Annotated in this window: 21 protein-coding genes and 3 pseudogenes; 8 read left to right on the forward strand and 16 right to left on the reverse strand. The window is 41.5% G+C overall.

The window, feature by feature from the left end; genetic code table 11:
- Positions 1 to 189: 189 nt before the first annotated feature.
- The 13 genes and pseudogenes from GQR42_RS18430 to GQR42_RS18490 form a co-directional block, all read right to left on the reverse strand.
- Entirely contained in the window at positions 190 to 888 is a 699-nt protein-coding gene (locus GQR42_RS18430; RefSeq protein ID WP_158202517.1) for a metallophosphoesterase family protein, read from the reverse strand.
- Positions 889 to 909: 21 nt separating this feature from the next.
- Positions 910 to 1,719: a metallophosphoesterase family protein gene (locus tag GQR42_RS18435; RefSeq protein WP_158201064.1), complete on the reverse strand. Its 810-nt coding sequence runs from the start codon at positions 1,717 to 1,719 to the stop codon at positions 910 to 912.
- The gene (locus tag GQR42_RS18440; RefSeq protein ID WP_158201065.1) at positions 1,719 to 2,498 is read right to left on the reverse strand and encodes a hypothetical protein; all 780 of its coding nucleotides are present in this window, start codon (positions 2,496 to 2,498) and stop codon (positions 1,719 to 1,721) included. Before GQR42_RS18440 ends, GQR42_RS18435 begins: the two co-directional genes overlap by 1 nt.
- A gap of 96 nt (positions 2,499 to 2,594) precedes the next feature.
- Entirely contained in the window at positions 2,595 to 4,034 is a 1,440-nt protein-coding gene (gene cysS, locus GQR42_RS18445; protein ID WP_158201066.1) for a cysteine--tRNA ligase, read from the reverse strand.
- Between the two features lie 45 nt (positions 4,035 to 4,079).
- Positions 4,080 to 4,397: pseudogene (gene hisI / locus GQR42_RS18450) on the reverse strand (phosphoribosyl-AMP cyclohydrolase); the annotation flags it as partial.
- Complete coding sequence (locus GQR42_RS18455) at positions 4,394 to 5,419, reverse strand: CobW family GTP-binding protein (protein WP_158201068.1); 1,026 nt, start codon at positions 5,417 to 5,419, stop codon at positions 4,394 to 4,396. The gene GQR42_RS18455 and the pseudogene hisI, both read right to left, overlap by 4 nt.
- 114 nt (positions 5,420 to 5,533) lie before the next feature.
- A pseudogene (thrS, locus tag GQR42_RS18460) lies at positions 5,534 to 7,389 on the reverse strand (threonine--tRNA ligase).
- Positions 7,390 to 7,562: 173 nt separating this feature from the next.
- Complete coding sequence (locus tag GQR42_RS18465; protein ID WP_158201069.1) at positions 7,563 to 7,922, reverse strand: hypothetical protein; 360 nt, start codon at positions 7,920 to 7,922, stop codon at positions 7,563 to 7,565.
- An 89-nt stretch (positions 7,923 to 8,011) separates the two neighbouring features.
- Positions 8,012 to 8,188 (reverse strand): hypothetical protein, encoded by a 177-nt coding sequence (locus GQR42_RS28965; protein WP_233271064.1) that lies wholly within the window; start codon positions 8,186 to 8,188, stop codon positions 8,012 to 8,014.
- Between the two features lie 202 nt (positions 8,189 to 8,390).
- Positions 8,391 to 9,134 carry an alpha/beta fold hydrolase gene (locus GQR42_RS18475; RefSeq protein ID WP_158201071.1) on the reverse strand — a complete coding sequence of 248 codons (744 nt, stop codon included), beginning with the start codon at positions 9,132 to 9,134 and terminating at the stop codon, positions 8,391 to 8,393.
- Positions 9,135 to 9,262: 128 nt separating this feature from the next.
- Positions 9,263 to 9,775, reverse strand: coding sequence for a flavodoxin FldA (gene fldA / locus GQR42_RS18480; protein WP_158201072.1), 513 nt, complete (start codon positions 9,773 to 9,775; stop codon positions 9,263 to 9,265).
- Between the two features lie 266 nt (positions 9,776 to 10,041).
- Positions 10,042 to 11,069: pseudogene (locus GQR42_RS18485) on the reverse strand (chlorophyll a/b binding light-harvesting protein).
- A 428-nt stretch (positions 11,070 to 11,497) separates the two neighbouring features.
- Positions 11,498 to 12,094 (reverse strand): hypothetical protein, encoded by a 597-nt coding sequence (locus GQR42_RS18490; protein ID WP_233271065.1) that lies wholly within the window; start codon positions 12,092 to 12,094, stop codon positions 11,498 to 11,500.
- 58 nt (positions 12,095 to 12,152) lie between these two features.
- Here GQR42_RS18490 and rnc point away from each other — a divergent pair, with 58 nt between their 5' ends.
- Complete coding sequence (gene rnc, locus GQR42_RS18495) at positions 12,153 to 12,830, forward strand: ribonuclease III (RefSeq protein ID WP_158201073.1); 678 nt, start codon at positions 12,153 to 12,155, stop codon at positions 12,828 to 12,830.
- A gap of 237 nt (positions 12,831 to 13,067) precedes the next feature.
- Here rnc and GQR42_RS18500 read toward each other — a convergent pair whose 3' ends face one another.
- Positions 13,068 to 13,847, reverse strand: coding sequence for a Crp/Fnr family transcriptional regulator (locus GQR42_RS18500; protein WP_158201074.1), 780 nt, complete (start codon positions 13,845 to 13,847; stop codon positions 13,068 to 13,070).
- 170 nt (positions 13,848 to 14,017) lie between these two features.
- Here GQR42_RS18500 and GQR42_RS18505 point away from each other — a divergent pair, with 170 nt between their 5' ends.
- Genes GQR42_RS18505 through GQR42_RS18525 form a run of 5 tightly spaced genes read left to right on the forward strand, consistent with a single transcriptional unit; the run spans position 14,018 to position 18,215 of the window.
- Positions 14,018 to 15,061 (forward strand): sulfate ABC transporter substrate-binding protein, encoded by a 1,044-nt coding sequence (locus GQR42_RS18505; protein WP_158201075.1) that lies wholly within the window; start codon positions 14,018 to 14,020, stop codon positions 15,059 to 15,061.
- A gap of 12 nt (positions 15,062 to 15,073) precedes the next feature.
- Positions 15,074 to 15,415, forward strand: coding sequence for an NIL domain-containing protein (locus GQR42_RS18510; RefSeq protein ID WP_158201076.1), 342 nt, complete (start codon positions 15,074 to 15,076; stop codon positions 15,413 to 15,415).
- 19 nt (positions 15,416 to 15,434) lie between these two features.
- Positions 15,435 to 16,277, forward strand: a complete 843-nt coding sequence (gene cysT / locus GQR42_RS18515) for a sulfate ABC transporter permease subunit CysT (protein ID WP_158201077.1) — start codon at positions 15,435 to 15,437, stop codon at positions 16,275 to 16,277.
- Positions 16,278 to 16,311: 34 nt separating this feature from the next.
- Positions 16,312 to 17,154 (forward strand): sulfate ABC transporter permease subunit CysW, encoded by an 843-nt coding sequence (cysW, locus tag GQR42_RS18520; RefSeq protein WP_158201078.1) that lies wholly within the window; start codon positions 16,312 to 16,314, stop codon positions 17,152 to 17,154.
- Positions 17,155 to 17,174: 20 nt separating this feature from the next.
- Complete coding sequence (locus GQR42_RS18525; protein ID WP_158201079.1) at positions 17,175 to 18,215, forward strand: sulfate/molybdate ABC transporter ATP-binding protein; 1,041 nt, start codon at positions 17,175 to 17,177, stop codon at positions 18,213 to 18,215.
- A 517-nt stretch (positions 18,216 to 18,732) separates the two neighbouring features.
- Here the strand turns inward: GQR42_RS18525 and GQR42_RS18530 are convergent.
- A complete protein-coding gene (locus GQR42_RS18530) occupies positions 18,733 to 21,369 on the reverse strand; it encodes a M1 family metallopeptidase (RefSeq protein WP_158201080.1) in 2,637 nt (878 codons plus the stop codon).
- 4 nt (positions 21,370 to 21,373) lie between these two features.
- Here GQR42_RS18530 and GQR42_RS18535 point away from each other — a divergent pair, with 4 nt between their 5' ends.
- Together GQR42_RS18535 and GQR42_RS18540 are read left to right on the forward strand one after the other, a co-directional pair.
- Complete coding sequence (locus tag GQR42_RS18535) at positions 21,374 to 21,811, forward strand: DUF4079 domain-containing protein (protein ID WP_158201081.1); 438 nt, start codon at positions 21,374 to 21,376, stop codon at positions 21,809 to 21,811.
- 102 nt (positions 21,812 to 21,913) lie between these two features.
- Positions 21,914 to 23,005 carry a CobW family GTP-binding protein gene (locus tag GQR42_RS18540; protein ID WP_158201082.1) on the forward strand — a complete coding sequence of 364 codons (1,092 nt, stop codon included), beginning with the start codon at positions 21,914 to 21,916 and terminating at the stop codon, positions 23,003 to 23,005.
- 74 nt (positions 23,006 to 23,079) lie between these two features.
- Here the strand turns inward: GQR42_RS18540 and GQR42_RS18545 are convergent, their stop codons facing one another.
- Positions 23,080 to 23,991, reverse strand: coding sequence for a metal ABC transporter solute-binding protein, Zn/Mn family (locus tag GQR42_RS18545; RefSeq protein ID WP_158201083.1), 912 nt, complete (start codon positions 23,989 to 23,991; stop codon positions 23,080 to 23,082).
- Between the last annotated feature and the right edge of the window lie 113 nt (positions 23,992 to 24,104).

Below are 24,104 nucleotides of genomic sequence, written 5' to 3' on the forward strand. Positions count from 1 at the left end.
GATTTTGCCACTGCCAAGAAAATTTCTGGAGATTAGCTGCTTCTGAAGTGACCACCATAATTATTACCTGATAATTAACTAGATTGATTCTGTTTTTAATCTAACCCAAAATAATTGCTTTTACTCGGCATTATATCATAATCAAGAGCAACTCAATTAATCTTTAATATTTTATTAATCTATGAAAGATTAATAAGGTACGGTTCTAAACTCCACGCAATTATTACTAGGATTATAGAGAGTGTAAACTGCTTTATTTAATTCTTTGCCAACGCTACCAACCCCAATTAAACGCTTATCTTGAATCGTCAAAGTTTCGCTTGGTTGCCGTTTATCTAAAGTAGTAACAGTGCTAGTTAAATTAGCGGACTGTAAAGAATAATCAAAAACTTTTCCTGAACGACCACAAAAAAGATTATTAACTCCCATTCGTTGCAGTCGATCTAAAATTTGCCATGGAGGAGTATCGGGGGTTAATTCTTCACTAACACTGACAGTGCTGCCATGAATTAATAAACAATCCAACTCGACAAAACCAAAATCGAGATTTCGTAACCATTGCACCGTTTCTAAAGAAACTGCGTCCCAGAGTTGCTTAGTGCTATCGATACCATATTTATCAATTAATTCCGTCGGTTCTCCTGTTGCTCCCAAACTGTGTAAAATCAGACATTGTTCTTCCCACCATCCCCGACAAACCTGCGGATATAAGTTATTTTTGGTGGGATAACGTATTTGTTCTACCAGCATTTCACTATCGGGATTAACACCGATAAAATCTCCTAAAATATATAAATTTTCTACAGTAACTGACCGTTGCTGAATATCTTCCAAGACCGCTTGATAGGCTGGTAAATTGCCTTGAATACCGCTTAAAATCGCCCACATAATTTCTTGATTTATCACAAATTAACGTTCGCAAACATGAGTCGGATCATCGGCTTTTTCCGCGTATTCTAGACCCTTAGCCAATCGCCAAGCGAAAATAGGAGGTAAACCCGATGCTAAAATAGCCTGACAGGTTTCTTGATAGTTATAGGCCACTTCTCGCAGTTGTACCGCTGCCGTTTCTCGATCGTAAATCACATAGGTGGCATTTGGACGACCGTGACGCGGTTCTCCCACCGATCCCACGTTGATGATACGTTTAACTGGTGTGGTAAATTGCCGCGACTGTTCCCCATCGGGTTGATACACTTTTATTTGCAAGCTTCCCGCGTCGAGAGTGCGAATGTAGGGGATGTGGGTATGTCCACAGAATAAAACCTCTGTATCTACCGATAAAACCCGTTCTAAAGCCGTAAAAGCGTCCATTTCGGCTAAAAGGTACTCATGGTTACTTTGGGGACTACCATGGACAAAACAGAGGTGATCTAGCTTAAAAATTTCGGGCAGTTTTGACAAATAATTACGGTTTTCTGGGGTGATTATTTGATTTGTCCACTCATGAGCTAATCTACCCCGTTTTTCTGCTAAAAGCGACGGATAACTGCATTCACAGGCATTTAATCCCTCAACGATATCCTCATCCCAACACCCTTGTACTGTAGTAATCCCCAGTTGACGGATTTTTTCCACCACTTGGTTAGGATGGGGTCCATACCCAACTAAATCCCCTAAACAGTAGATTTCTTGACAACCCTGTTGGTCTAAATCTCGCAAAACAGCATCAAAAGCAGGCATATTGCCATGAATACAGGATAAAACAGCTATTTTCATCAGATTAACTCCATTTCTGGCTCTAAAGATTCTTGAAATTGTTGTTGATAATAAAAAAGTGCCTCATCGGACAGACAACAATCACTAAGGGTATCGGCAATTATCGGTTTATCGAGATTTCTACCGACGATTTCAATCCCACTAAAGCGATTCGGTCTCCCATCGAGATTTAAGGGTAAATTTAAGCTTTGAAAGTCTTTTTCTGGCCATTCATCCCTAAATTCCCCATAAATACACTGACCATCAATGATATCAAAAATACTTTTGACCCGCAGCACTTCCCCATAGGCTCCTTGGGTTAATTCTGTCCAAAAGGTAGTTAAACTGGAAAAATCGAGGACTTCTCCCGTTAAAACGGCTCTATAAATCTGTATTTCTCGTTTTTTTAACCATTGATCGCCTTTTATTGTTGTTTTGACGGGACTGAAGACAATTTCATCGACGGGTACTTGTCCTTCGGAGATTTCTGCTTCTGGAGACGTAATCGCTACCCGATGACAATTGAGGGGTTTTAGAAAGCTTTCGAGGGATTCTGGGTCTAAATACCACGGCACTTCCATATAGACCGTATTTTTAGCCGATAAACTGCTTAAACGGTCTTCTTCTTCCCTAGAAACACAGGACAACTGGGGAAATTCACTCTGTAAAATTAGGCGATCAATGGGAAAAGTTTCCGTCTGGGGACTAAAATATAGACTTGGCTGCCTCTGTTTAGCAATTTGTTCGCGAATCCAATGGGTTTTCCCCACAGCTATACCCCCCGTCACCACGATAATCATTCTGCTCCTTCTTTATTGTGGTAATGATAATCATTCTAGCATAAGCTCGATAGCAGCAAGTCAACGCCGTTAACTATTTTTCCAGAAATAACTGCGTTATTTAGCGAAAAAATCCTTAATTTCTGGCGTATTATCCTTCTTTTCTGTAGGATACCATTGGGTTTGTCCATCGGGTAAGTCAACTAGGGTAACTCCCATCATTTTTAATTGTTCCCTTAATCGATCGCTTTCGGGATAATTTTTGGCTTTTCGAGCGCTATTTCTTTGAAAAATCAGGTCTTGAATAGCCGTTTCTGGTAAACTCGCTGATAAATTCTCCGGTTCTGGATTAGCTTCTAATCCCAGTATTTTAGCTAAATATACTAAGGTTTGCCATTTTTGAAGATTTTCTTGTTTATTTATCTTTTCTCTGCGTACATCTTTCGCTAGTTCAAAAATAACTGCTAAAGCGGCCGCAGTATTAAAATCATCATCCATTACAGCTTGAAAGCGGGATATAGAGTCGGAAAAAGGCGAAATATCTAGATATAGCTCGTCCTGATCACTATTACCCCATAAAAGACCCTGTTGCAGTGTATTCCAGCTATTACGCGCTGAATCGATCGCCGCTTCCGTAAAGTCCAAAGGTTTGCGATAATGAGCTTGGAGAACAAAGAGACGTAAAACCATTGGATCGAGGGGACGATTGAGTAAATCACGGATAGTGGTAAAATTGCCCGTAGATTTGGCCATTTTCTCGCCATTAACCCTAACCATGCCATTATGCAACCAATAACGGGCCAAAAGTTGCCCTGTCACCGCTTCCGATTGAGCAATCTCGTTTTCGTGGTGAGGAAATACCAGATCCCCACCACCTCCGTGAATATCGATCGTCTCCCCTAATAGCGATCGTACCATAGCCGAACATTCGATATGCCAACCCGGACGACCGGAACCCCAAGGCGAATCCCAACTGGGTTCATCAGCTTTTGCCGCTTTCCAAAGAACAAAATCAGAGGAATGTTGTTTTTTATCTGTATCTAGCTCGCTTAAACGTCCACTTGCTCCCATTTGCATTTGTTCGAGATGACGACCGGATAGTTTGCCGTAGTCCTGAAATTGATTGACTTTGTAGTAAACATCGCCATTAACATTGTAGGTATAGCCCTTTTTTTCTAATTCTTGAATCAACTGATGAATCTGGGAAATATGTTCAGTTACTCGCGGATAATTAGTCGCTTCTTGAATGTTTAAACGTCTGGCATCCTCAAAATAAGCTTGTATATAGCGCTGAGAAATTTCTGTCATGGAAACTCCTTCCCGTTGAGCGCGAGTGAGAATTTTATCATCGATATCGGTAAAGTTTTGGATATATGTAACCTGATAACCTCGCCAAGTTAAATAGCGACGGATGACATCCCAAACAATGTAGGAACGCGCATGACCAAGATGACAATAATCATAGACTGTCACCCCGCAGCAATACATTTTCACTTGTCCGGGGGTGAGCGTGCTAAAAGGTTCTTTTTGTCGGGTTTGGGTGTTGTAAATTAGCATATTTTTGAGTTATTTAAGATACTGACAGGGGTTAAAATCAACCGTTTGAAAAAAACAACTTCTTGCTCCCGTATGACAGGCTATATCGCCAATTTGTTCGATTTTGAGCAGTAGGGTATCAGCATCACAGTCATAGAAAATAGCTTTAACTTTTTGAATATGTCCAGAAGTTTTGCCTTTATGCCATAATTCTCCACGGGAACGACTCCAATAGTGAGCTTCTCCTGTAATTAGGGTTTTTTCGATCGATAGTTGATTCATCCATGCCATCATCAAAATAGTTCCATCTTGGTAATCTTGAGCAATGGCAGGAATTAATCCCTGTTCGTTAAATTTTAAAGTTTTTATCCATAAATTATTCATAGTTTGTACTTTTTAATTTTTTGAGAACTAGCCAAGCATTCGTTTAGTTGTGTCACAATTTCCTCTTTATTTAAATTTCTGCCGATAAAAACTAACTGATTCTTAGGAGGTGTATCCCATTCTACCGCTTGCAGATCGTAACGAAGACCGCTCAGTTGAAAAATATGTTTTAAATCGCTTTGTTGAAACCAGAGAATCCCTTTAGCTCGAAAAACATTTATCGGCATTTTTTCCGTGAGAAAAGGCTCAAATTTATCTAGATTAAATGGTTTATCGCTAACAAAGGAGACAAAATTAAAGTCTTCAGGAGATTGGTTATCACTGGAGCTTTGGCGATTTTTTTGAAAGTCTCTAAACTGGTCTTTATACAATTCTTCTTTAGTTAAACCTAAATCTAATAGTAAACCCAAAGCAACCTTACCGTATTGACTTTGTAACAATCTTACCCCTTCTTTTTCTCGACGAATAAACTTTTCCAAGTCATCTAATTTGTTTTGATTAACCCGATCTATTTTATTGAGAATTACCACGTCACCATAACGAATTTGACTAAGGGCAATGTTACTATCAAAATGATCCGCAGTAAAGGTTTCAGAATCAACGAGGGTAATAATAGAATCTAAGCGAGTCAAATATTTTAATTCTGTGGCTAAAAAAGTCAGAATAATTGGTAGAGGATCGGCTAATCCTGTGGTTTCAATAATTAGATAGTCCACCGGAATTTCTTTTTCTAAGACCTGATAGACTGTCTCGATTAAACTATCATTAATCGTGCAACAAATACAGCCATTACTTAATTCTACCATATCTTCATCGATAGAAACAAGTAATTGAGAATCAATATTAATATCCCCAAACTCATTAACTAATACGGCAACTTTTAACCCTTCTTTATTGTCAAGAATATGATTTAGCAGGGTGGTTTTTCCACTACCCAAAAAACCAGTAATGATTGTGACGGGCATTCCCGATTTAGGTAAGCAAGGGAGAGAATCAGAGAGAGGAATTATCAAAGAACTCATGGCAGCTAACCCACTTGTAAGTTAATTAATTGGCAAAAAATAGGCTTTTCTCAACCCTGTTAAATTCGCACGGAAGGGATCGATATCCACTATTTGCTGGTTTATACAAAAGTTTCAGAGATTAGTTTTAGATAGGATCGCTGGTTGCATTTTTTCTAATAAATCTGCCAGCTTCATCGAACCTAAATCACCCCCTTGTCGAGTACGAATGCTTAGAGTTTCACTGCTAACTTCTCGTTTTCCAATCACAGCTAAGATAGGTATTTTTTCTAGTTCTCCTGTACGAATTTGTTTACCTAAACGCTCACCACTTTTATCGATTTCCACTCGATAACCAGCTTGTTTTAACCGCATTGCTACCTCTAAAGCATAATCCTGTTGTTCATCACTAACGGGTAATAAACGGACTTGAATAGGTGCTAACCAGAGAGGAAAATCTCCCGCATAATTCTCGATTAAAATACCAAAAAATCTTTCCAAAGAGCCAAAAATAGCCCGATGAATCATAATCGGTCTTTCCCGAGTACCATCCCTAGCGACATATTCCATATCAAAGCGTTCTGGCAAGTTAAAATCGACCTGAATCGTGGAACATTGCCACATTCTACCGATCGCATCTTGAATTTTTATATCAATTTTTGGACCATAAAAAGCCCCACCTCCCTGATCCTCAATATAATCCCACTTTTTAGCATTTAAGGCCTCAATTAAAGCCGAAGTTGCCAATTCCCATACAGCATCGGTTCCCACTGATTTACTGGGACGAGTCGATAAATTTACCTCATAATTAGTAAAGCCAAAATCGGAGAGAATTTTCTCGGTTAAATTTAAAACTCCTAGAATTTCTGCAGCAATTTGTTCGGGTAAACAAAAAATATGAGCATCATCTTGAGTAAAACCTCTTACCCGCATTAATCCATGTAAAACCCCCGATCGCTCGTAACGATAAACTGTTCCTAATTCTGCCCATCTTAGGGGAAATTCTCGATAGGAATGCAGGTCATTTTGATAGGTTAAAACATGAAAGGGACAATTCATCGGCTTAATTTGATAGCTTTGCTGTTCTAACTCGATCGCCTCAAACATATTGTCGCGATAAAAGTCCCAATGTCCAGAAGTTTTCCACAGATCTAAATTAGCCACATGGGGAGTATAAAGAAATTGATAACCGCTTCTAAATGAGCTTGGCGCCAATAATCTTCGATTAAATAACGCATTGTTGCACCCCGGGGATGCCAAAAAACTAAGCCGCCACCCGCATCTTCTTGGATGCTAAATAATTTTAATTGTTGTCCCAATTTGCGATGATCTCGTCGCTGCGCTTCTTCTTTTTGTTGGAGATAATTTTGTAATTCTGCGGGGGTTTGCCAAGCTGTGCCGTAAATTCGCTGTAATTGCGGCTGTTTTTCATCTCCTTGCCAATAAGCACCCGCTACACTCTCCAAGACGAAAGCATCTGGGTTAATTTCCCCCGTCGAGTTGAGATGGGGTCCCGCGCACAGATCCCACCAAAATTCTTCTGGGGGAGAAACAACCCCATCAATTAACGAGGGTTCTCGATCGCTCCGTCCTGCGTCCGGACTACCGATAAAATAACGGGTAATGGTTTCTTCTGGGGGAATTCTCTCTAAAATTAACTTTTTGTAGGGTTGATTAAGGCGCTCGATTTCTGCCGTAATTTCGCTTCTTTCCAGCACTTCTCGGATAATTGGCAGGTTTTTACCGATAATTCGCCCCATTTCTGCCGCTATTTTCTCCAAATCTTCGGGGGTAAAGGGTGTCGGGCGATCGAAATCGTAGTAGAATCCCGTTTCTGTCCAGGGACCAATAGCAACTTTGGTTTCAGGAAAGAGAGTTTGTACGGCCATCGCTAAGATATGGGCGCAAGTATGGCGTATTTTTACGATTTTTTGCGAATCTTCTTCGATAACGGGGCTTTCTGTCAGAGGATGCCTAATTTGATTGACCATTGCTAGTTACGATGATAATGATTATCATTTTAGCAGAGCAGGGCTGATGTCTGAGAGAAAAATGCACTCAAATCCTCTAGCGGTAAGCTCAATGCTGATAGCCTACCGCTAAAACTGGGCGTTTTGAAGTCTCCCTACTTTAAAAAGCAGGGACTACAGACGATATTCTCGACTTAACAGCCAGAATCAAGGTTATGATGACGATAACCTCCACAATGACCTTTACCTCTCCTGTGTCCTCTCTCGCACTCTGTTTCTTGAGCGAGTAGTGCTTCTATTTCTGCCAACAGTTGACGCACCGGTTGCCATTCTGCGCTATTGTTCTCCTGACATTTAACTTCCCACTCGGCGAGAATTTCTTCTAGGGATAGCGGCAAGTCTCTGGGAAAAAATACCTGTCCTTGGTCTAATTGCTGACTAAGGTTGAGTATTTGGTCTTTAAGAGCAATGGGAACCCGAATAGTCTGAGTTTCTCCATTTTGCCATGCTCTTTTACGTCCTGCGCCACCGCGCCATCCACCTCTTCCTGACATAATTCACGCTCCTTTCTAGATAATTTACCTGACTCCTTTAGCCTAGCACCCTTTTTTGATTTTGTGTCAATATCTATAAGCCATGTATATCAAGGGTTGAGTCCGTAATCATTCCCCCTATTTTTTAGATTAACCATACTCTGTTTAGATATACTCCATAGCCAGTAAAAAGTTGTCGTAATCAAGGGCAGAGAATTAACCCTATTTTCCTGAATTTCTGGCTCAAAATCCCGACAATCGATCGCCTCTTCCGAAAAGGCACGCATTGGATGGACCGCACATTTCAAGCGATAATCCCCAGTACAAAAAACACAGCGACTACAGGGAATCCGATGCAGCTTTTGCAACTGCCGGCACCCTTGGGCAACAGCAAGAAAAAGGGCAGTAAAAAAGAACAGCAGCGTTATCCAGATCGCGATCGGACACAAAAGCGGTATTAGCCTTAACATAAATCTCGATTTTTGTCAATTAAGAAATAATTACAGTTTGCTCAGAAAGAAATTCCTGTCGGATTAGAGATCGCCAGAAACTAAAAATCTCTTGACTGACGCTGTAGGGGTGGGAATAGTGGAAAAAATAACGCCCTTTGGGACAACTCCAAATGCGATCGCCTGACTTTAACCAGGGTTGCCATCCCTGCAATAAATGCCGATCAATTACCGTATCGATATCTCCCCCACAGACTAACAGGGGTACGGGAACTGTCCCGGGGGCGAAATGGGCATTCTGATAGAGATTATGGGGAGAAAGGGACAATAATAAATCCTCTTCCAAGAGATAGCGATATTCTTGGGTTACAGCGCAGGATTGATGACCAAAAAGATTGTGAACCGATTGATTGAGCAGAGTTTGACGGGAACAGGGGAATAATTTTGATAGCACATAATAATGAGCTTGCCAATCGATTGCCGGATAGACTCCCACAGAGAGCAAAGTTAAGGATTTTACCCTTTCTGGATAACGACGCGCGTACAGTAATCCTACTAATCCCCCCGTGCCGTGGCCGACTAAATGCAGCGGTCGATCGCATTGTTTCAGGTAATCTTGTAGTAATACCAAGGCAATATCAAGGGAAGCTGGCTCATCAAGAGATTGACAGTATTGCCAATCAGCGATCGCAACTTCCCGGGCTAAAAAATCCAACACCGGGCGATCAAAACGGCGAAAACTGGGGTTAACATTAATCCAAACTGCATCAGGTAATCGAGACATAAGAATCAAGGGGATGGGGAATGGGGAGATGGGGAAGCGGGGAAGTGGGGAAGTGGGGAGATGGGGAGATGGGAGAAAAAAGCTGTCTCCTGTCTCCTGTCTCCTGTCTCCTGTCTCCTGATGGCCAACTAAACGCCAAATTCGCGCTTAAGTCCCGCGACCCAAGTTTTGATCCGTTGTTCAGTTAAATCGGATTGATTGTCTTCATCCAGGGCTAAACCGACAAATTTGCCATTTTTTAAGGCTTTTGACTCGTTAAAGTCGTAACCGTCTGTGGGCCAATAACCGACGGTTTTACCCCCCAGGGAGGCGATTTTTTCTTCCAGTATCCCCAGAGCATCCTGAAAGTTATCCGCATAACCAATTTGATCTCCCGTCCCAAAGTAAGCGACTTTTTTGGAGGCGAAATCAATGTCATCCAATTCATCGTAAAAACCCTCCCAATCGCTTTGTAATTCGCCGATATTCCAGGTGGGACAACCGATAATCAGGGCATCGTAGGGGGCAAAATCCTCGGTAGATGCGGAGGAGATATCGTGTAATTCTACAATTGCCTCACCTCCAAATTCTTTCTGAATCATTTCCGCCACCGTTTCGGTTTTGCCGGTTTGCGTGCCAAAAAATAAGCCAATTTTTGCCATAAAATTTGTCCTTGTTGCGAAATAAGTGAGTTTAACTCTTAATTATCCTTGATAGGGAATAAAGCCCCTGATTACAGTTTTCTCCCTCTGAAACTGGCATTTCCTGCCGGCAAGAACTACAGTACCAATAAGAGCGAGAGCGTCCAATGTGATGCAGCAATTTGGTGTTACAACAGGCACAGTAAGGCATAAGGGACAGTTAGAAAGATTGATCAGCGGGGAAAATTAGGAAAATCGATAATTTATCCTAATCTTCCTTGAAAAAACTAGGCTTCTATCGCATTTAAGGCTTTTTCTACTCGTTTAAAGTCAAAACCCATCGCGCGTAAAGCGTGCCAGAGATGACCTTGTAAAAAGAAGAAAGCGAGGAAAAAGTGGGCATTAGCTAACCAACAGCGCGCCGTATGCACTCCAAAGGGCAATTTCACCGTGTCGGCAAAGTAGGGAGCAATTCCTAACTTCACTTCTAAAATTGGCCCGTAAAATTCGACTGGATAAGCGAGGGTATTTACCCCACAGAAATAGGCGGCCACGAAACCAGCGAGGGCAATTCCGCCCAAAGAATAGGATAAAATGGCTTCTCCAGAGAAAATCAGCACATTTCTCGCCCATTTGAGCGGGGAACGATAATATGCCAGATACCGCCCCCAATTAACATTAAACCGACGTAGATATGACCACCGACTAAATCTTCGAGATTGTCCACAGTAGCGAAGTGGGTTTGATAGCCATAGATGACCCAAGGATCGAGGGTTGGTTCACTAACGACTCGGACAGCGCCGATAGTTGCGTCGTATAATCCCCCCCAGTACATAGCTTTGGCCACTAATAATAATGCAGCTATACCTAAAAAGAGCAGGTGATGACCGAGAATAACTCCTAATTGTCGGGGTTCACTCCAATCGAAATGGAATTTTTTCCCCAGACCGGAGGAATCTTTCAGGGTTTCTGGGACTCTTAACAGGTGAAATAAGGCTCCTGCTCCCAAAACTGCCGAAGAAATCAGATGAATTGAGCCAATCACGAAAAAGGGATAGATATCGATGATTTGCCCCTTTTCTCCGACTCCAAAGCCTAAAGTGGCCAGGTGCGGCAGTAAAATTAAGCCCTGTTCTGCCATGGCTATATCGGGGCGATACTGGGAAATTTCAAATAAGGTGAAGGCTCCTGCCCAAAAAGCGATTAAAGCAGCTTGGGCAACGTGGGCAACGATAAATAAGCCTGATTTATCGGCAAAACGGGCATTTCCTGCCCACCAGTCGTACTCGATCTGAGGATTATCGTAGGTCTGCATGGCATCTTTTAACGAAAATAGAACCAAGCTTATTGATAATAATCTGCAATAAGCTTTAAATCTTAGTCTAGAATAATTCTCAATAAAGTCAAGTTAAGAATTGTTACAATTGCTCGACATCCTTTAATACATCAGTATTTTTAGACGGGCAAGCCTTTGAAAATCAAGGCTTTTCAGCATGAATCTTGGATCGCAGCTAGAGTAATCGCCTCAGATAATTGAGAATAATTATTAATTAGTTTTGAACGAGGACTAGAGGATAATTAGCTTGTCATCACTTAAACAAGCCTATAATTAGGCATTAAAGAGCATATTTAAGCTTATTTATGCTCTTTATTTCATTTTTAACCTGAAATCTCTTTTTTATTCGATAAAATACCCGCTGGTGCCCCTCGCCTCCCTGTCGGTTGTGGTAAGCTGTACTGAATTTAAACTGCGTCAGAGTCTCTGAGCGCCCATTTATAGGGATTGCCGTCTCTGGAGGTTCCTTTCTCTCCCTCCCCAGTTCTGAAAAGATACTTAATAGAGCCGTAGATTAATAGCATTGCCGTTAAAGTCATGGCCATAATTAGGGGGAGGATTTTGGCTAACCAGAAAGCCACGAAGATTATGCCGATTCCGTTGGCGAGTAAGATGGGTAAACGTGGCACTATGCCATGGTCAATAATTTTTTCTGTGCTTGGCTGCAGTTGAATCTTGGCTAAACAATGGAACCAAATTTGACTAACTAAAACTATTAAAGCTCCCCATCCTATCCAGAGGGCAGCCAGATAAAAGCCCGATAATTCTAAAACAATTGTACTAATTGTGACAATAAAAAAGCGATCGAGGCGAGGATCGCTGGTTTTTTGCTGAAATTGGGCAATTTCTGCCATATCTACTGCTGCCATGCGTGCCTGTTCCATACACATCCCTAGGGTACCTAGGGCAAGAATAGCAGCGGATAGGTTTTCTGGTGAGAAGATTTGGGAGATTATGCCTAAACTAGCCGGAAAAAACAGTAAAAAAAGGATCGTTCGTCTCATCTATTCGCGGTGGGGTCGGATTAAGATAAGAAATGCTCTTGACTTGATCATTTCTGTAATGTCTTGTTTGCCTCCTTTTCAAAATGCTCTCCTTCTCACCCAAGCTTTAACCCATCGTTCCTATGTCAATGAACAGTCGGAATTGACGGAAAATAACGAGCGCCTAGAATTTTTGGGCGATGCGATTTTGGCTTTTTTGGTGGGCGAACTATTGTATCAAAAATATCCCGCCATGAACGAGGCAGAATTAACCCGTTTGCGGTCAAATTTGGTCAAAGAAGAACAATTAGCGCAATTTGGCATTGAAATCGGCCTGGGGGAGTTAATGCGTTTGGGGAAGGGGGCAATTAAAGATCGGGGGCGATCAAATCCTACCCTATTAGCAGACAGTTTTGAAGCGATAATTGGGGCTTATTATCTAGATTCGGGGTTAAATGCGGTTAAAAACTATCTGCACCAGCTTTTTATCCCTGTTGCCTCTCATTTAGTCTCTCAACAATCGGAATCGCCATCTTTTATCGATGCCAAAAATCTCTTTCAACAGTGGGCGCTGGCTAATTTCGCCTCTAATCCAGAATATGCGATCATTGATGTTACAGGACCCCCCCACGCTAGGGAATTTACTGCCGAAGTGCGGGTTAATAACCTTCTCTACGGTACAGGTAAAGGTAAACGGAAACAGGATGCCACCAAAGCGGCTGCCGAAGATGCCTTAAAGCGCTGTCAATGGCAATAATAAATAGGGTTTGCAGCAAAAAGTTTTGCGTGGGGGCAGGGTGTGGGGTGTGGGGTGTGGGGTGTGGGGTGTGGGGTGTAGGGTTTTACCCATTTTCAGGGGGTCAATTACCTAATTTTCAGGGAAAAAGTCCCGGAATTTTCGCCCCGATCACTCCAATGGCTGGTACTTTTTGATGGGAAAAAAGTCTAAAATTCTTATCCAACAAAGTTTTTAGATTTATTGAGCAAATTCCACCTATCTTAGGGGCCACCAATTAACCTTATCTCTGGTGGCACTGTAAACTTCTTTTAAACCCTCGGCATCCAGTACCCGAATTAAATCCCCCGTTGATTCCGAGGCAATTAATCCCACGGTTTGTAATCCTTTTAATACCTGTTCGACGGTGCGTTGATTGAGTTGACAAGCGCGAGCAATCACATCGACGGATAAATCAAAAGTATAGATATTTTCCGTACTAGGTTGACTGCCTAATTCTCTTTCTTGATAGATTAAAGCTCTCAGTAAAGTGGCTACAGCTTGGGGTGGATAGCTACTGCAATTAAGCAAATGATACTCGAATTTTTGCTGTAATTCAAATAAAAAACAGTACCGTTGACGAAAACTTTCGTTATCGTTGTAAATCTTTTCTAGGGACGATAAGGGAATTTTCAGGACGTGGGTAGTTTTATAGGATTCCACCAAACAGGGAAAAGCGCGACTGGCTAAACCATAACTAAAGGGTAAACTCCTCATACCAAAACAGCCACCGGGGTAGGTAATGGCAATAATCCGGTCGAGGGGAGTGCTGCGGACGACGATTACACCCTCATCCAAAATCACATACAAAACATCTAGAAATTCATCGGGGAGAAAAGCCGTATAGACGGGACGATTGGAAAATAGCGTCTCTAACTTGAGATTGTCGGCATCGAGATACTGACTTAACCAAGCTTCCTCTAGTCCGCGAAAGAGAAAACTCTGGTTAATTAGTTGTTGTAGGAGGGTTGTTTTTTTGGCTTTGACGCTCTTGCCCATAGTCTCAAACCTAGATGTAGCACTGATTTTATCTTCTCACAGTTTCCCTTGTTATCGCCTTATTCCCAATTTGTTTTGTAAATGTATTGAAATTTGTTTTTCTATGCTGTAGGATTAAACTACACCTGAAAACAGATACAACCTCAGAGTAAAGCTTAGGAGCGCCGCCGATGCAGTCATCCCAGTCTTGTTTATCCCTACTCATGGCAACTGTCCTGACGGGAGGAATGCTGGTATCTTGCACCCCATCCCCCACCAATAGCGGCAATGACAGCCAAAAACCCGTGACTGTGACACTTGTTTCCTATGCTGTCACCCAAAGTGCCTACGAAAAAATCATTCCCAAATTTGTCGAGGAATGGCAACAAAAAACGGGGCAAAAAGTAACTTTTGAACAGAGTTATGGTGGTTCCGGTTCCCAAACTCGTGCCGTTATCGATGGTTTAGAAGCGGATGTGGTAGCGTTGGCTTTAGCTTTGGATACCAAGAAAATTGAGCAAGCGGGATTAATTCAACCCGGTTGGGAAAAAGAAGCTCCCAATGACTCTATTGTTCATAAATCTGTAGTGGCTTTTGTTCCTCGTGATGCCAATATTAAAATTAATAAATGGTCAGATTTAGCCAAGGATAATATTAAAGTTATTACCGCTAATCCCAAGACTTCTGGCGGAGCGCGCTGGAATTTTCTCGCTCTTTGGGGTTCGGTGACGCAAGCGGAAGGCAGTGAACAAGCGGCGCAAACTTTTGTCGAAAAAGTGTTTAAAAATGCGCCAGTTTTACCTAGAGATGCTCGTGAATCTAGTGATGTATTTTTTAAACAAGGCCAGGGAAATGTGCTAATTAATTACGAAAACGAGATGATTCTCGCTAACCAAAAAGGTGAGAAGTTAGCTTACACTGTTCCCACCGATTACAACATTTCTATTGATAATCCCGTGGCGGTTGTTGATGCCAATGTGGATAAAAAAGGTACGAGAAAAGTAGCCGAGGCTTTTGTGCAGTTTTTATTTACTCCCGCAGCACAAAGAGAATTTGCTCAGGTGGGTTTTCGTCCCGTTGAACCGACGGTAGTTAAAGAGTTTGAGAGTAAATTTCCTCAGATAAAAAATCTCTTTACTGTGCAGGATTTAGGCGGTTGGGATAAGGTACAAAAACAATTCTTTGATGATGGAGGCTTGTTCGATAAAATTCTGACTAAAGCTGGTAAATCTTAAAGGAGAAAAACCATGGATAATCAACCTCAATGGCAAACTATTAATCATCCCCAAAGTGACTTACATCTCGATCAATCTGGACTCGATCGCCCCACTTCCCGACGGATAAAAATTCGGATTCCTAAACAGTATATTAACGAGCCAATCATAGCACGTTTAGGGTCTTTTCCTGGTCTAAAAGTGAATATATTTTCTGCTTTATTAGCTGCCAATAATAATCAAGATGGCTGGTTCGATCTACAACTACAAGGCAACTGCCAAGGGATAGAAAATGCCCTTTCCTATCTGGCAGATTTAGATGTAGAAGTTTGGTATGATTCAGCACAAGTTCTTGAAGAAGCGGACAATTGGTAATCTCTAGCAATAATTAACAATGGCTAACCCACAATTATCTTTATCTCCCAGTCAACCCCACAAAAAAGTTTCTATTCCCTGGGTAATTACCATTAGTTATCTAGTGGTTTTATTGGTTTTACCGGCAGCGGCATTATTTGCTAAATCCCTAACTCTTGGTTTTGCCGAATTTTGGCGTGTTGCCACTTTACCGATTTCTTTATCCGCTTACCAAGTCACTTTTTTTACTTCCCTAATTGCTGGATTAATTGACGGAGTTTTTGGCACTATTATCGCTTGGGTATTGGTGCGTTATCGATTCCCCGGTAAAAAAATTGTCGATGCTTGTGTGGATTTGCCCTTTGCTTTACCCACTTCTGTTGCTGGTTTAGTCCTAGCCACAGTTTATAGTGATAACGGTTGGATCGGTCAATTTTTTGCCCCCTTTGGCATTAAGATATCTTTTACCATTTTAGGGGTTTTTGTGGCGATGTTATTTATCGCTTTACCCTTCGTTGTCCGCACCTTACAGCCAGTTTTACAAGAAATGGAAAAAGAAGTAGAAGAAGCGGCTTTATCCCTCGGCGCTTCCTCTTGGCAAATCTTCTGGCTAGTGATTTTTCCCCCACTACTACCCGCTATTTTAACAGGAATTGCCCTCGGTTTTGCCAGAGCGATCGGTGAATATGGTTCCGTGGTAATTATCTCCTCTAATATCCCTTTTAAGGATTTAATTGCCCCAGTTTTAATCTTCCAAAGACTAGAGGAATATGATTACACAGGGGCGACAGTAATCGGCATGGTTTTATTACTGGTTTCCCTACTGATGTTAGTAGTAATTAATTTCCTGCAGCAATGGGGGCAAAAATACAAAGTTAAGTAACAATTATTATCATTTAATCAGAGACAGAGTAAAAATGCAGAATCCAAAAGCCTTAACTAAACCAAAAGAATGGGATTACAAACCCCTACTAATTATTATCGCCCTTGTCTATCTGGCACTATTATTATTTATTCCAGCAGCGGCAGTATTTTACTATGCTTTTCGCAATGGATTCCAAGCTTTTTTAGAAGCGGCAGCAACTTCTGACTTTATCGAAGCGGTAAGATTAACAGTAATTATTGCCCTAATTACTGTACCTTTAAACACAATTTTTGGACTTTGTGCAGCCTGGGTAATTGCTCGCAATCAATTTCGTGGCAAAACTTTATTAATTAGTTTAATTGACTTACCTTTTGCCGTTTCTCCCGTGGTAGCGGGTTTAATGATTGTACTGCTCTATGGGCGCAATGGTTGGTTAGGTTCTTTTCTAGAACTTTTCAGTATAAAAATACTTTTTGCTTTACCCGGAATGGTATTAGCAACTATATTTGTCACCATGCCTTTTGTCGCTAGAGAAGTTATCCCAGTCTTAGAAGAAATTGGCTTGGAACAAGAGGAAGCGGGGCGCACTTTAGGGGCAAGTGATTGGCAGATTTTCTGGCGTGTAACTTTACCCAATATTCGTTGGGGATTGATGTACGGAGTGCTGTTAACTAATGCCCGGGCGATGGGAGAATTTGGGGCGGTTTCTGTGGTTTCTGGCAGTATTTTAGGCAGAACTGCCACCCTGCCAATTTTCGTAGAACAGGCTTATAAAAACTATCTCACTCCTGCCGCTTTTAGTGCGGCGGCTATCCTAGCTTTACTAGCGGGAGTTACTTTAATTATAAAAGAAATTCTCGAACGTAAAACCGCCCACAAAATTCATACTACATAAATACAATTAACCTAAAAATTATGAGTATTACCATCCACCAAGTTTCCAAACGTTTCGGCAATTTTCAAGCTTTAGATAATATCAATTTAACCATTCCTGAAGGCAAATTAGTCGCCCTTCTTGGACCATCAGGATCGGGAAAATCCACCTTATTACGTTCGATTGCGGGATTAGAAACTCCCGACAATGGCGCAATTATCATTAATGGACAAGATACCACCCATCTGGATACTAGACGGAGAAATATCGGCTTTGTTTTTCAACATTATGCCCTATTTAAACATTTAACTGTTCGTCAAAATATTGCTTTTGGTCTAGAAATTCGCCAGCAAAAATCGCCAGTAATTAAGAAAAGAGTTGAGGAATTATTAGAATTAATTCAATTACAAGGATTAGGCGATCGCTATCCCGCCCAATTATCGGGAGGACAACGGCAGCGAGTAGCTTTAGCGCGCGCTTTAGCCATTCAACCGAATGTATTATTATTAGATGAACCCTTTGGGGCTTTAGATGCAAAAGTTAGAAAAGAATTAAGGGTATGGCTGAGAAATTTACACGAAGAAGTTCACGTTACCAGTGTTTTTGTTACCCACGATCAAGAGGAAGCAATGGAAGTAGCCGATAGGATTGTAGTGATGAATCATGGTAAGATTGAACAGGTGGGTTCTCCCGCCGAAATTTACGATCATCCCGCCACACCTTTTGTGATGCAATTTATTGGGGAAGTGAATATCTTACCTAATCTAGCAGGATTAGGAAATGGGCATCATCAGGGTCATAATTCCACCGTTTTTATCCGTCCCCACGACCTGGAAATTATGCCCGAACAAGATGGGTTGAACAGTTGGGCAGTGGTAAAAAGAATTATTCATTTAGGCTGGGAAATACAGGTAGAATTAATGTTAGCCGATGGGGAAATGGTGGTGGCTTATCTCAATCGTGAGGACTACAAGCAATTACAGTTACAACCAGAACAAACAGTGCATTTAAAACCAAGAAAAGCGACTTTACTCACTGATTTTGACAATAAAAGTGAGAAATTTATCGATTATTCAATTTAAAAACTTTAGGTGTCTTACAGCATTTAGCATAAAGATGCAGTATAGCCTAATTTGGTGTTGAAGCTCTTTTATTAGTTTTGGTAAAAAAATTATAAGCAGCTAGACGCAATTAATTACACAGATCTAACTACCCCTCGCATGAGTACCTTTTACCTCAGATACTTTCTCAGCTAATGTCTTTATCAGACAATTGGGTGAAAATTCTTATCTCTATGACTTTCTGACTATTCCTCAAAAGCTTTTTATCCATAATTTAGCTATTTACCAGAAACCCGCTTTCTGTTCTCATAGGTTTTTTTGGAGAAAGCGGGTTTCTTAACAAAAAAATTTAGCTATTTACCAGACAATTTTCTTCAAGGCAGCGCAGATGGCAGCATCTTGGTAGTAACGTCGTCCTCCTTCTCCCCCCTTACAAGGAATCAGCAGGGGACGGGAGACCTCCTTCGGCTTTTTTCGCTAAAGTGTTCTAATCAATATTCGCTGTTGATATTGACTGATAACTGATAACTCAGCTTAACTAACTATTTTTTGCCTCTAATTTGGTCAAACGACTTTTAAGTTCCTGATTTTCCTGTTTCATTTTTTCTAATTCCTCGCGAATTTCCTGAATTGCTTTCTCGGAACCTAATTTTTTCTGGACTTTTTGTACTGCTTCCTCCGCTACACGACGCACGCGACCATCGGGAGTTCGATCGCTCAAAGCTTGTAAAATAGCGATAGCTTTGGCATTTTCTATCTGTCCTAAAGCGTTACACAGTGCCACTTGCGTCAAGAAAAAAGTTTCCTTGGCAATAGTTTCTAAACGTTCCAAAATTACGGTTAATTTATCCGTTGTTTGTCCCGAAGAAATCGCTCCTAGGGCGCGGATAGCGCCTAATCTTAGGGGTTGAGGCGTGCCTAAAGCCGTGTAGGTCAAAATTGACTCTAAAGCCGCCGGCGAGGTTTTTAACTGGCTTAAACCGCCAATTGCGCCCGCTCTTACTACCTCATTCCACCCCTTTCTTGACTGTAAAATGTGATTGAGCAGCTCAATAATTTCCCCTTCTTGATTTTGCAATTGTCCCACGGCCATAGAGCCTAATCCTCGCGCTGTGGCCGCTTCCACATAATAACTAGCATCTCCGGCTTCTAATCGGGATTTAAGCGCGTTATAACTATCTAAGGTTTTAATTTCACTTAATCCCTCGACAATTGCCCGACGTACTTGTGCTTTTTCGTCGTTTAAACCTTTAATTAAAGCAGTAACTGCCTGATCTAAACCGATAGTTGCTAACTGTTTGGCCACCTCCATACGCACACCCCAAAAAGGCTCATTTTCTAGGGATGTCCCTAAAGCTTCGATCGCTTCTAAACCGCCTTTTTTAGCAATGGCCGTCGCTGCATAAATACGGGAAATCGGATCGGGATCCTGTTGTAATTGCGCTTTTAATTCGGCTATGGGATACTCAAGAGTGACGGTTTTAAGGAAATTATTACCCCGATCGAACTTGACAAAATCGGGCTTTTGTGCTATGGGAAAATAGAAACTTTGTTCTTTTTGGTGAATCCGCAGATTGTAGGTAATATCCTCAGAGTTGAGATAGGCAAAAGCGACGGGAATTTTCAAGTCGAATAGTTCCTTTTCATCCTGGGTTTGGGTGACAGTTAATTGGGCTAAATTATTCTGATTGTCCCAACTGTAGGCCACCTTATAATCGGGATGACCACCGCGATAAACGTACTGATCAAAGAGGAATAATAAATTGTACCCGGTCGCTTTTTCAATCGCCCTTAATAAGTCCACAGTTTCCACGGTTTTATGAGCATTATCCCGCACAAAAGTATGAATCGCTTTTCCGAATAAATCTTCCCCTAAAATAGAGCGAATCATCTGATAAACACAAGCACCTTTTTCGTAGAGATGACGATCATAAAGTTCGATCGCTTCTCGATAAACATGAGTAACAATCGGACGACGATAGCGGGAAGTATCTTCTTCTAAATAACTTCTTGCTTCCCCTAATAAATAATAACTAGCTGCCTCTTTTCCGTATTCCGATTCTGTCCATAAAACCTCAGAATAGGAAGCCATTCCCTCTTTAATCCAAGCGTGAGACCAGTGTTTAATTACCACTAAATCACCGAACCATTGATGAGCTAATTCATGGGCTACTAAACTTTCTGTCCAAGTATGATCGATGCTGGCTCTTTGATCAATTAAACAGCGATCGGTTAAAATTGTGGTGGAAGTATTTTCCATGCCACCAAAAATAAAATCATCTACGCAAACTTGTGCGTATTTAGGATAGGGATAGGGATAACCAAAAGTTTGGCTAAAAAACTCGATCATGCGGGGAGTTTTACCCATACTTCTTTGTCCCTCTTCTTCCCGTCCTTTTTCCACATAATAAGTTACAGGAACACCATTCCATGAGTCGCGTAATTCAGCAAAATCTCCCACCGCAAGAGTCATTAAATAGGTAGGATGAATTTGCTTTTGTGACCAGTGATAAATTCTGTCTTCACCAACGTTTTCCACCGAGATTAATTCCCCGTTAGAAATAGCGATATAGGGTTGGGGAATTTTCACCCGAATTTCGGAAGTGGCTAACTGTCCGGGATAATCAAAACAGGGAAACCAAAAGCGAGAATCTTCATCTTCTCCCTGGGTCCAAACTTGCATCGGTTTATCGGGATAATATTCGTCGGGTTCGATAAAATATAATCCCCGTTGTGGTTGCTTAACCCGATAGTTAATCGTCAGGATAATCGGTTTATCGGTGGTGGGTTGTAGCAGATGAATAGTCAGGAGAGAACGATCATAGTCAAAGGGTTGACTGATACCTTCAATGAACACAGAATTAATATTTAGCTCCACCGCATCCAGAGTTAAACTGCTAATTCCCTGACGAATGGGGGTGAGGGTAATCTGACAGCTGCCCTGAAAACTTTGCTGAGGAATATCAATAATTAAATCGAGAAAAATATGATTAACTTGTCCGGGTCGATCGGGGTTATAATGGGGTTTAGCCCCCGGTAACTCAAAGGGTTGACGCTGATTATTTTCCGTGTCGATGGTGAGATGAGACATATTAGCCCTAACTTGCTGATTTTTGTCCGGTAAACTTAAATTAACACGATCGGTCGTCCCTTTCCTTGCTAATAATAATCCCACCCCTATGAATCTCCCTTCCTTTCTCTGGTTATGGAAAATTGCCGCTTGGTCGATGGGATTTGCTCTCTTTGCCTATTTTTTATTAGCGGTTTCGGGGGTAAACATGGGTTATCGACGACTCGCGGGCCAATCTCGACCGAAATGGTTAAGATCCTTTCATCTGGTCAGCGGCCTGATCATGGTTGCTTTGGTCTTAATGCTGCTGGGAATCGGATTAGTGGGAACAATCGGTCATTATGGCAGTTTAGGCCACTCTTCCCACCTGATAGCGGGTTTATCGGTGGTTTTTCTGGTTTTTGTTTCCGCAATTAGCGGTCTGAACATTGCAACTCGTCCACCTCTAGCGCGGTCTCTCCACATCGGCACTAATCTTTTATTGTTTCTGGGTTTTCTTTTTGTTACCCTAACAGGATGGGATGTGGTCCAAAAATATCTACAATAAAAATAGTCGGCGATCGAGTGGAGACTGTTTGATCGAGAAAAACTAGCTATCTCATCCCGAAAAATCGCTTTTTAGTGACAGAATACTCACCCCCAAATCATTATGCAAACCGTCGAATCACAAGCTATTAACACGATGTCAGTGCAAAAAAGAGGTCTTCCAGTAACAATTATTACTGGGTTTCTTGGTAGTGGTAAAACTACTCTCCTCAATCATATTCTCAGCAATCAACAGGGATTAAAAACTGCTGTTCTTGTCAATGAATTCGGTGAAATCGGTATCGATAACGAACTGATTATCAGCAGTGATGACAGTATGGTAGAATTAAATAATGGCTGTATTTGCTGCACGATTAACGAGGATTTGATTCAAGCAGTTTATAAAGTTCTCGAACGTCCCGAAAAAATCGATTATTTAGTCGTAGAAACCACGGGATTAGCCGATCCTTTACCGGTAGCTTTAACCTTTTTAGGGACGGAATTACGGGAAATGACCCGTTTAGATTCCATTGTCACTATGGTGGATTGTGCCAATTTTAGTCTTGATTTATTCAACTCGCAAGCGGCCTTAAGTCAAATCACCTACGGTGATATTATTGTTCTCAATAAAACCGATCTAGTGGATGAAGCGGATGTGGATTCTTTAGAAATAAGAATCCGGGACATGAAGGAAGGAGCGAGAATTCTTCGTACTAGCAAAAGTCAGGTTCCTTTACCCTTAATTCTCAGCGTCGGACTATTTGAATCGGATAAATATTTCGACACAGAAGAAGAACACCACGACCATGATCACCACGACCACGATCACGACCATTGCGATCATGATCACGACCACGATCATGATCACGATCATCACGACCATTCCAATCATTTAGAGGTGGATGGATTTACTTCTATTTCCTTTGCTAGTGACCAACCTTTTTCGATTCGGAAGTTCCAATATTTCCTCGATAATCAATTACCAGAAAGCGTTTTCCGCGCTAAGGGTATTCTCTGGTTTGATGAAAGTCCTAAACGTCATATTTTCCACCTCAGTGGTAAACGTTTTACTCTCGAAGATGACGAATGGAAAGGTACTCCCAAAAATCAGCTAGTTCTTATCGGTCAAAATCTCGATCATGAAACCATAAAAGAACAGATTAACAGTTGTCTCAGTTTACCTGCTGTCAATCGCGGTAAAGGATTTGGGAAATAAACCCCGCGGGGGTGTTAGCCTAGGGTAACGCACCCCCATCACCTAAATTCCCCACTTCCCCCAATTATTTATTTTTATTTGGGTACTTTTCCCCCTAAAGATTCCACGATCGAGCGAGTATTTTCCCTGAGCATTTTTACATAACTATCCCCCCCAGTACCCACTGCGCCGATCGAATCAGAATATAATTGTTGTGGTGCTAATTTCACCCCCGCTTCTTCGGCTACAGTGGTAATTAAAGCGGGATTAATAGTCGTCTCGGCAAAGATAGCAGGAACCTGGAGATTTTTAATAGCATCGGCTAAATTTTTCACCGTTTGGGCGCTTGGTTGTTCTTCGGTACTAATACCAATTAAAGTTCCCGCCACTTTTAACCCATAGGCATGAGCATAATACTGAAAAGCGTCATGAGTGGTGACTAATTGTCTTTGGGAAGGGGGGATAGTCTCAATAGCTGCAGTAATCCAGAGATCAAGGTTTTCTAATTCCCTGATTAATTGCTCTGCATTTTCAGTAAAAATCTCTTTATCTTCGGGACTTAATTCAATCAATTGATCTCGGATTTTTTCCACCATGATTATACCATTTTTCGCCGAACCCCAAACGTGCGGATCGGGGACTTTCTGCCCCTCTTTTTCCAGTTGTAAAGGCTTGATTGCTTCTCCCACAGCCACTTTTTTAGCTTTAATTCCCGTGGCATTGATCATTTTAATTAACCCCGGTTCGAGATTATAACCGTTATAGAGAATTAAATCAGCCTTTTCTAAAGCCACACTATCGGCGGGAACCGGTTCATAAACGTGAGGATCATCCCCAGGTTTTAAAATGTCTTGATGGTCAATTTCTTCACCGCCCACTCGTGCGGTTAAATCGGCGATAATTGTGCTAGTGGAGATTACCTTTGGTTTTTGGTTATCGGTGGTATTAACCGCAGCATTACAAGCAACCAATCCCAAAAATAAACAGGATAAAATTAGTTTTTTCATCGAGAAATAGAGATGAGGGGTTAGAGGTTAGAGATGAGGGGAAATGGCATTGATATCTATCCTGATTTTTTTCCTGACTAAAGACTCCTTTTACTATTAAAATAGAGAATAGA

Source organism: Microcystis aeruginosa FD4 (genome assembly GCF_009792235.1).
Lineage (GTDB): Bacteria > Cyanobacteriota > Cyanobacteriia > Cyanobacteriales > Microcystaceae > Microcystis > Microcystis viridis.

What these genes read in the sequence shown, in the direction of transcription:
- GQR42_RS18430 (WP_158202517.1), bottom strand. Translation starts at nt 888, where the DNA reads ATGTGGGCGATTTTAAGCGGTATTCAAGGCAATTTACCAGCCTATCAA.
- GQR42_RS18435 (WP_158201064.1), bottom strand. Translation starts at nt 1,719, where the DNA reads ATGAAAATAGCTGTTTTATCCTGTATTCATGGCAATATGCCTGCTTTT.
- GQR42_RS18440 (WP_158201065.1), bottom strand. Translation starts at nt 2,498, where the DNA reads ATGATTATCGTGGTGACGGGGGGTATAGCTGTGGGGAAAACCCATTGG.
- cysS (WP_158201066.1), bottom strand. Translation starts at nt 4,034, where the DNA reads ATGCTAATTTACAACACCCAAACCCGACAAAAAGAACCTTTTAGCACG.
- GQR42_RS18455 (WP_158201068.1), bottom strand. Translation starts at nt 5,419, where the DNA reads ATGAGTTCTTTGATAATTCCTCTCTCTGATTCTCTCCCTTGCTTACCT.
- GQR42_RS18465 (WP_158201069.1), bottom strand. Translation starts at nt 7,922, where the DNA reads ATGTCAGGAAGAGGTGGATGGCGCGGTGGCGCAGGACGTAAAAGAGCA.
- GQR42_RS28965 (WP_233271064.1), bottom strand. Translation starts at nt 8,188, where the DNA reads ATGCGTGCCTTTTCGGAAGAGGCGATCGATTGTCGGGATTTTGAGCCA.
- GQR42_RS18475 (WP_158201071.1), bottom strand. Translation starts at nt 9,134, where the DNA reads ATGTCTCGATTACCTGATGCAGTTTGGATTAATGTTAACCCCAGTTTT.
- fldA (WP_158201072.1), bottom strand. Translation starts at nt 9,775, where the DNA reads ATGGCAAAAATTGGCTTATTTTTTGGCACGCAAACCGGCAAAACCGAA.
- GQR42_RS18490 (WP_233271065.1), bottom strand. Translation starts at nt 12,094, where the DNA reads ATGAGACGAACGATCCTTTTTTTACTGTTTTTTCCGGCTAGTTTAGGC.
- rnc (WP_158201073.1), top strand. Translation starts at nt 12,153, where the DNA reads ATGTCTTGTTTGCCTCCTTTTCAAAATGCTCTCCTTCTCACCCAAGCT.
- GQR42_RS18500 (WP_158201074.1), bottom strand. Translation starts at nt 13,847, where the DNA reads ATGGGCAAGAGCGTCAAAGCCAAAAAAACAACCCTCCTACAACAACTA.
- GQR42_RS18505 (WP_158201075.1), top strand. Translation starts at nt 14,018, where the DNA reads ATGCAGTCATCCCAGTCTTGTTTATCCCTACTCATGGCAACTGTCCTG.
- GQR42_RS18510 (WP_158201076.1), top strand. Translation starts at nt 15,074, where the DNA reads ATGGATAATCAACCTCAATGGCAAACTATTAATCATCCCCAAAGTGAC.
- cysT (WP_158201077.1), top strand. Translation starts at nt 15,435, where the DNA reads ATGGCTAACCCACAATTATCTTTATCTCCCAGTCAACCCCACAAAAAA.
- cysW (WP_158201078.1), top strand. Translation starts at nt 16,312, where the DNA reads ATGCAGAATCCAAAAGCCTTAACTAAACCAAAAGAATGGGATTACAAA.
- GQR42_RS18525 (WP_158201079.1), top strand. Translation starts at nt 17,175, where the DNA reads ATGAGTATTACCATCCACCAAGTTTCCAAACGTTTCGGCAATTTTCAA.
- GQR42_RS18535 (WP_158201081.1), top strand. Translation starts at nt 21,374, where the DNA reads ATGAATCTCCCTTCCTTTCTCTGGTTATGGAAAATTGCCGCTTGGTCG.
- GQR42_RS18540 (WP_158201082.1), top strand. Translation starts at nt 21,914, where the DNA reads ATGCAAACCGTCGAATCACAAGCTATTAACACGATGTCAGTGCAAAAA.
- GQR42_RS18545 (WP_158201083.1), bottom strand. Translation starts at nt 23,991, where the DNA reads ATGAAAAAACTAATTTTATCCTGTTTATTTTTGGGATTGGTTGCTTGT.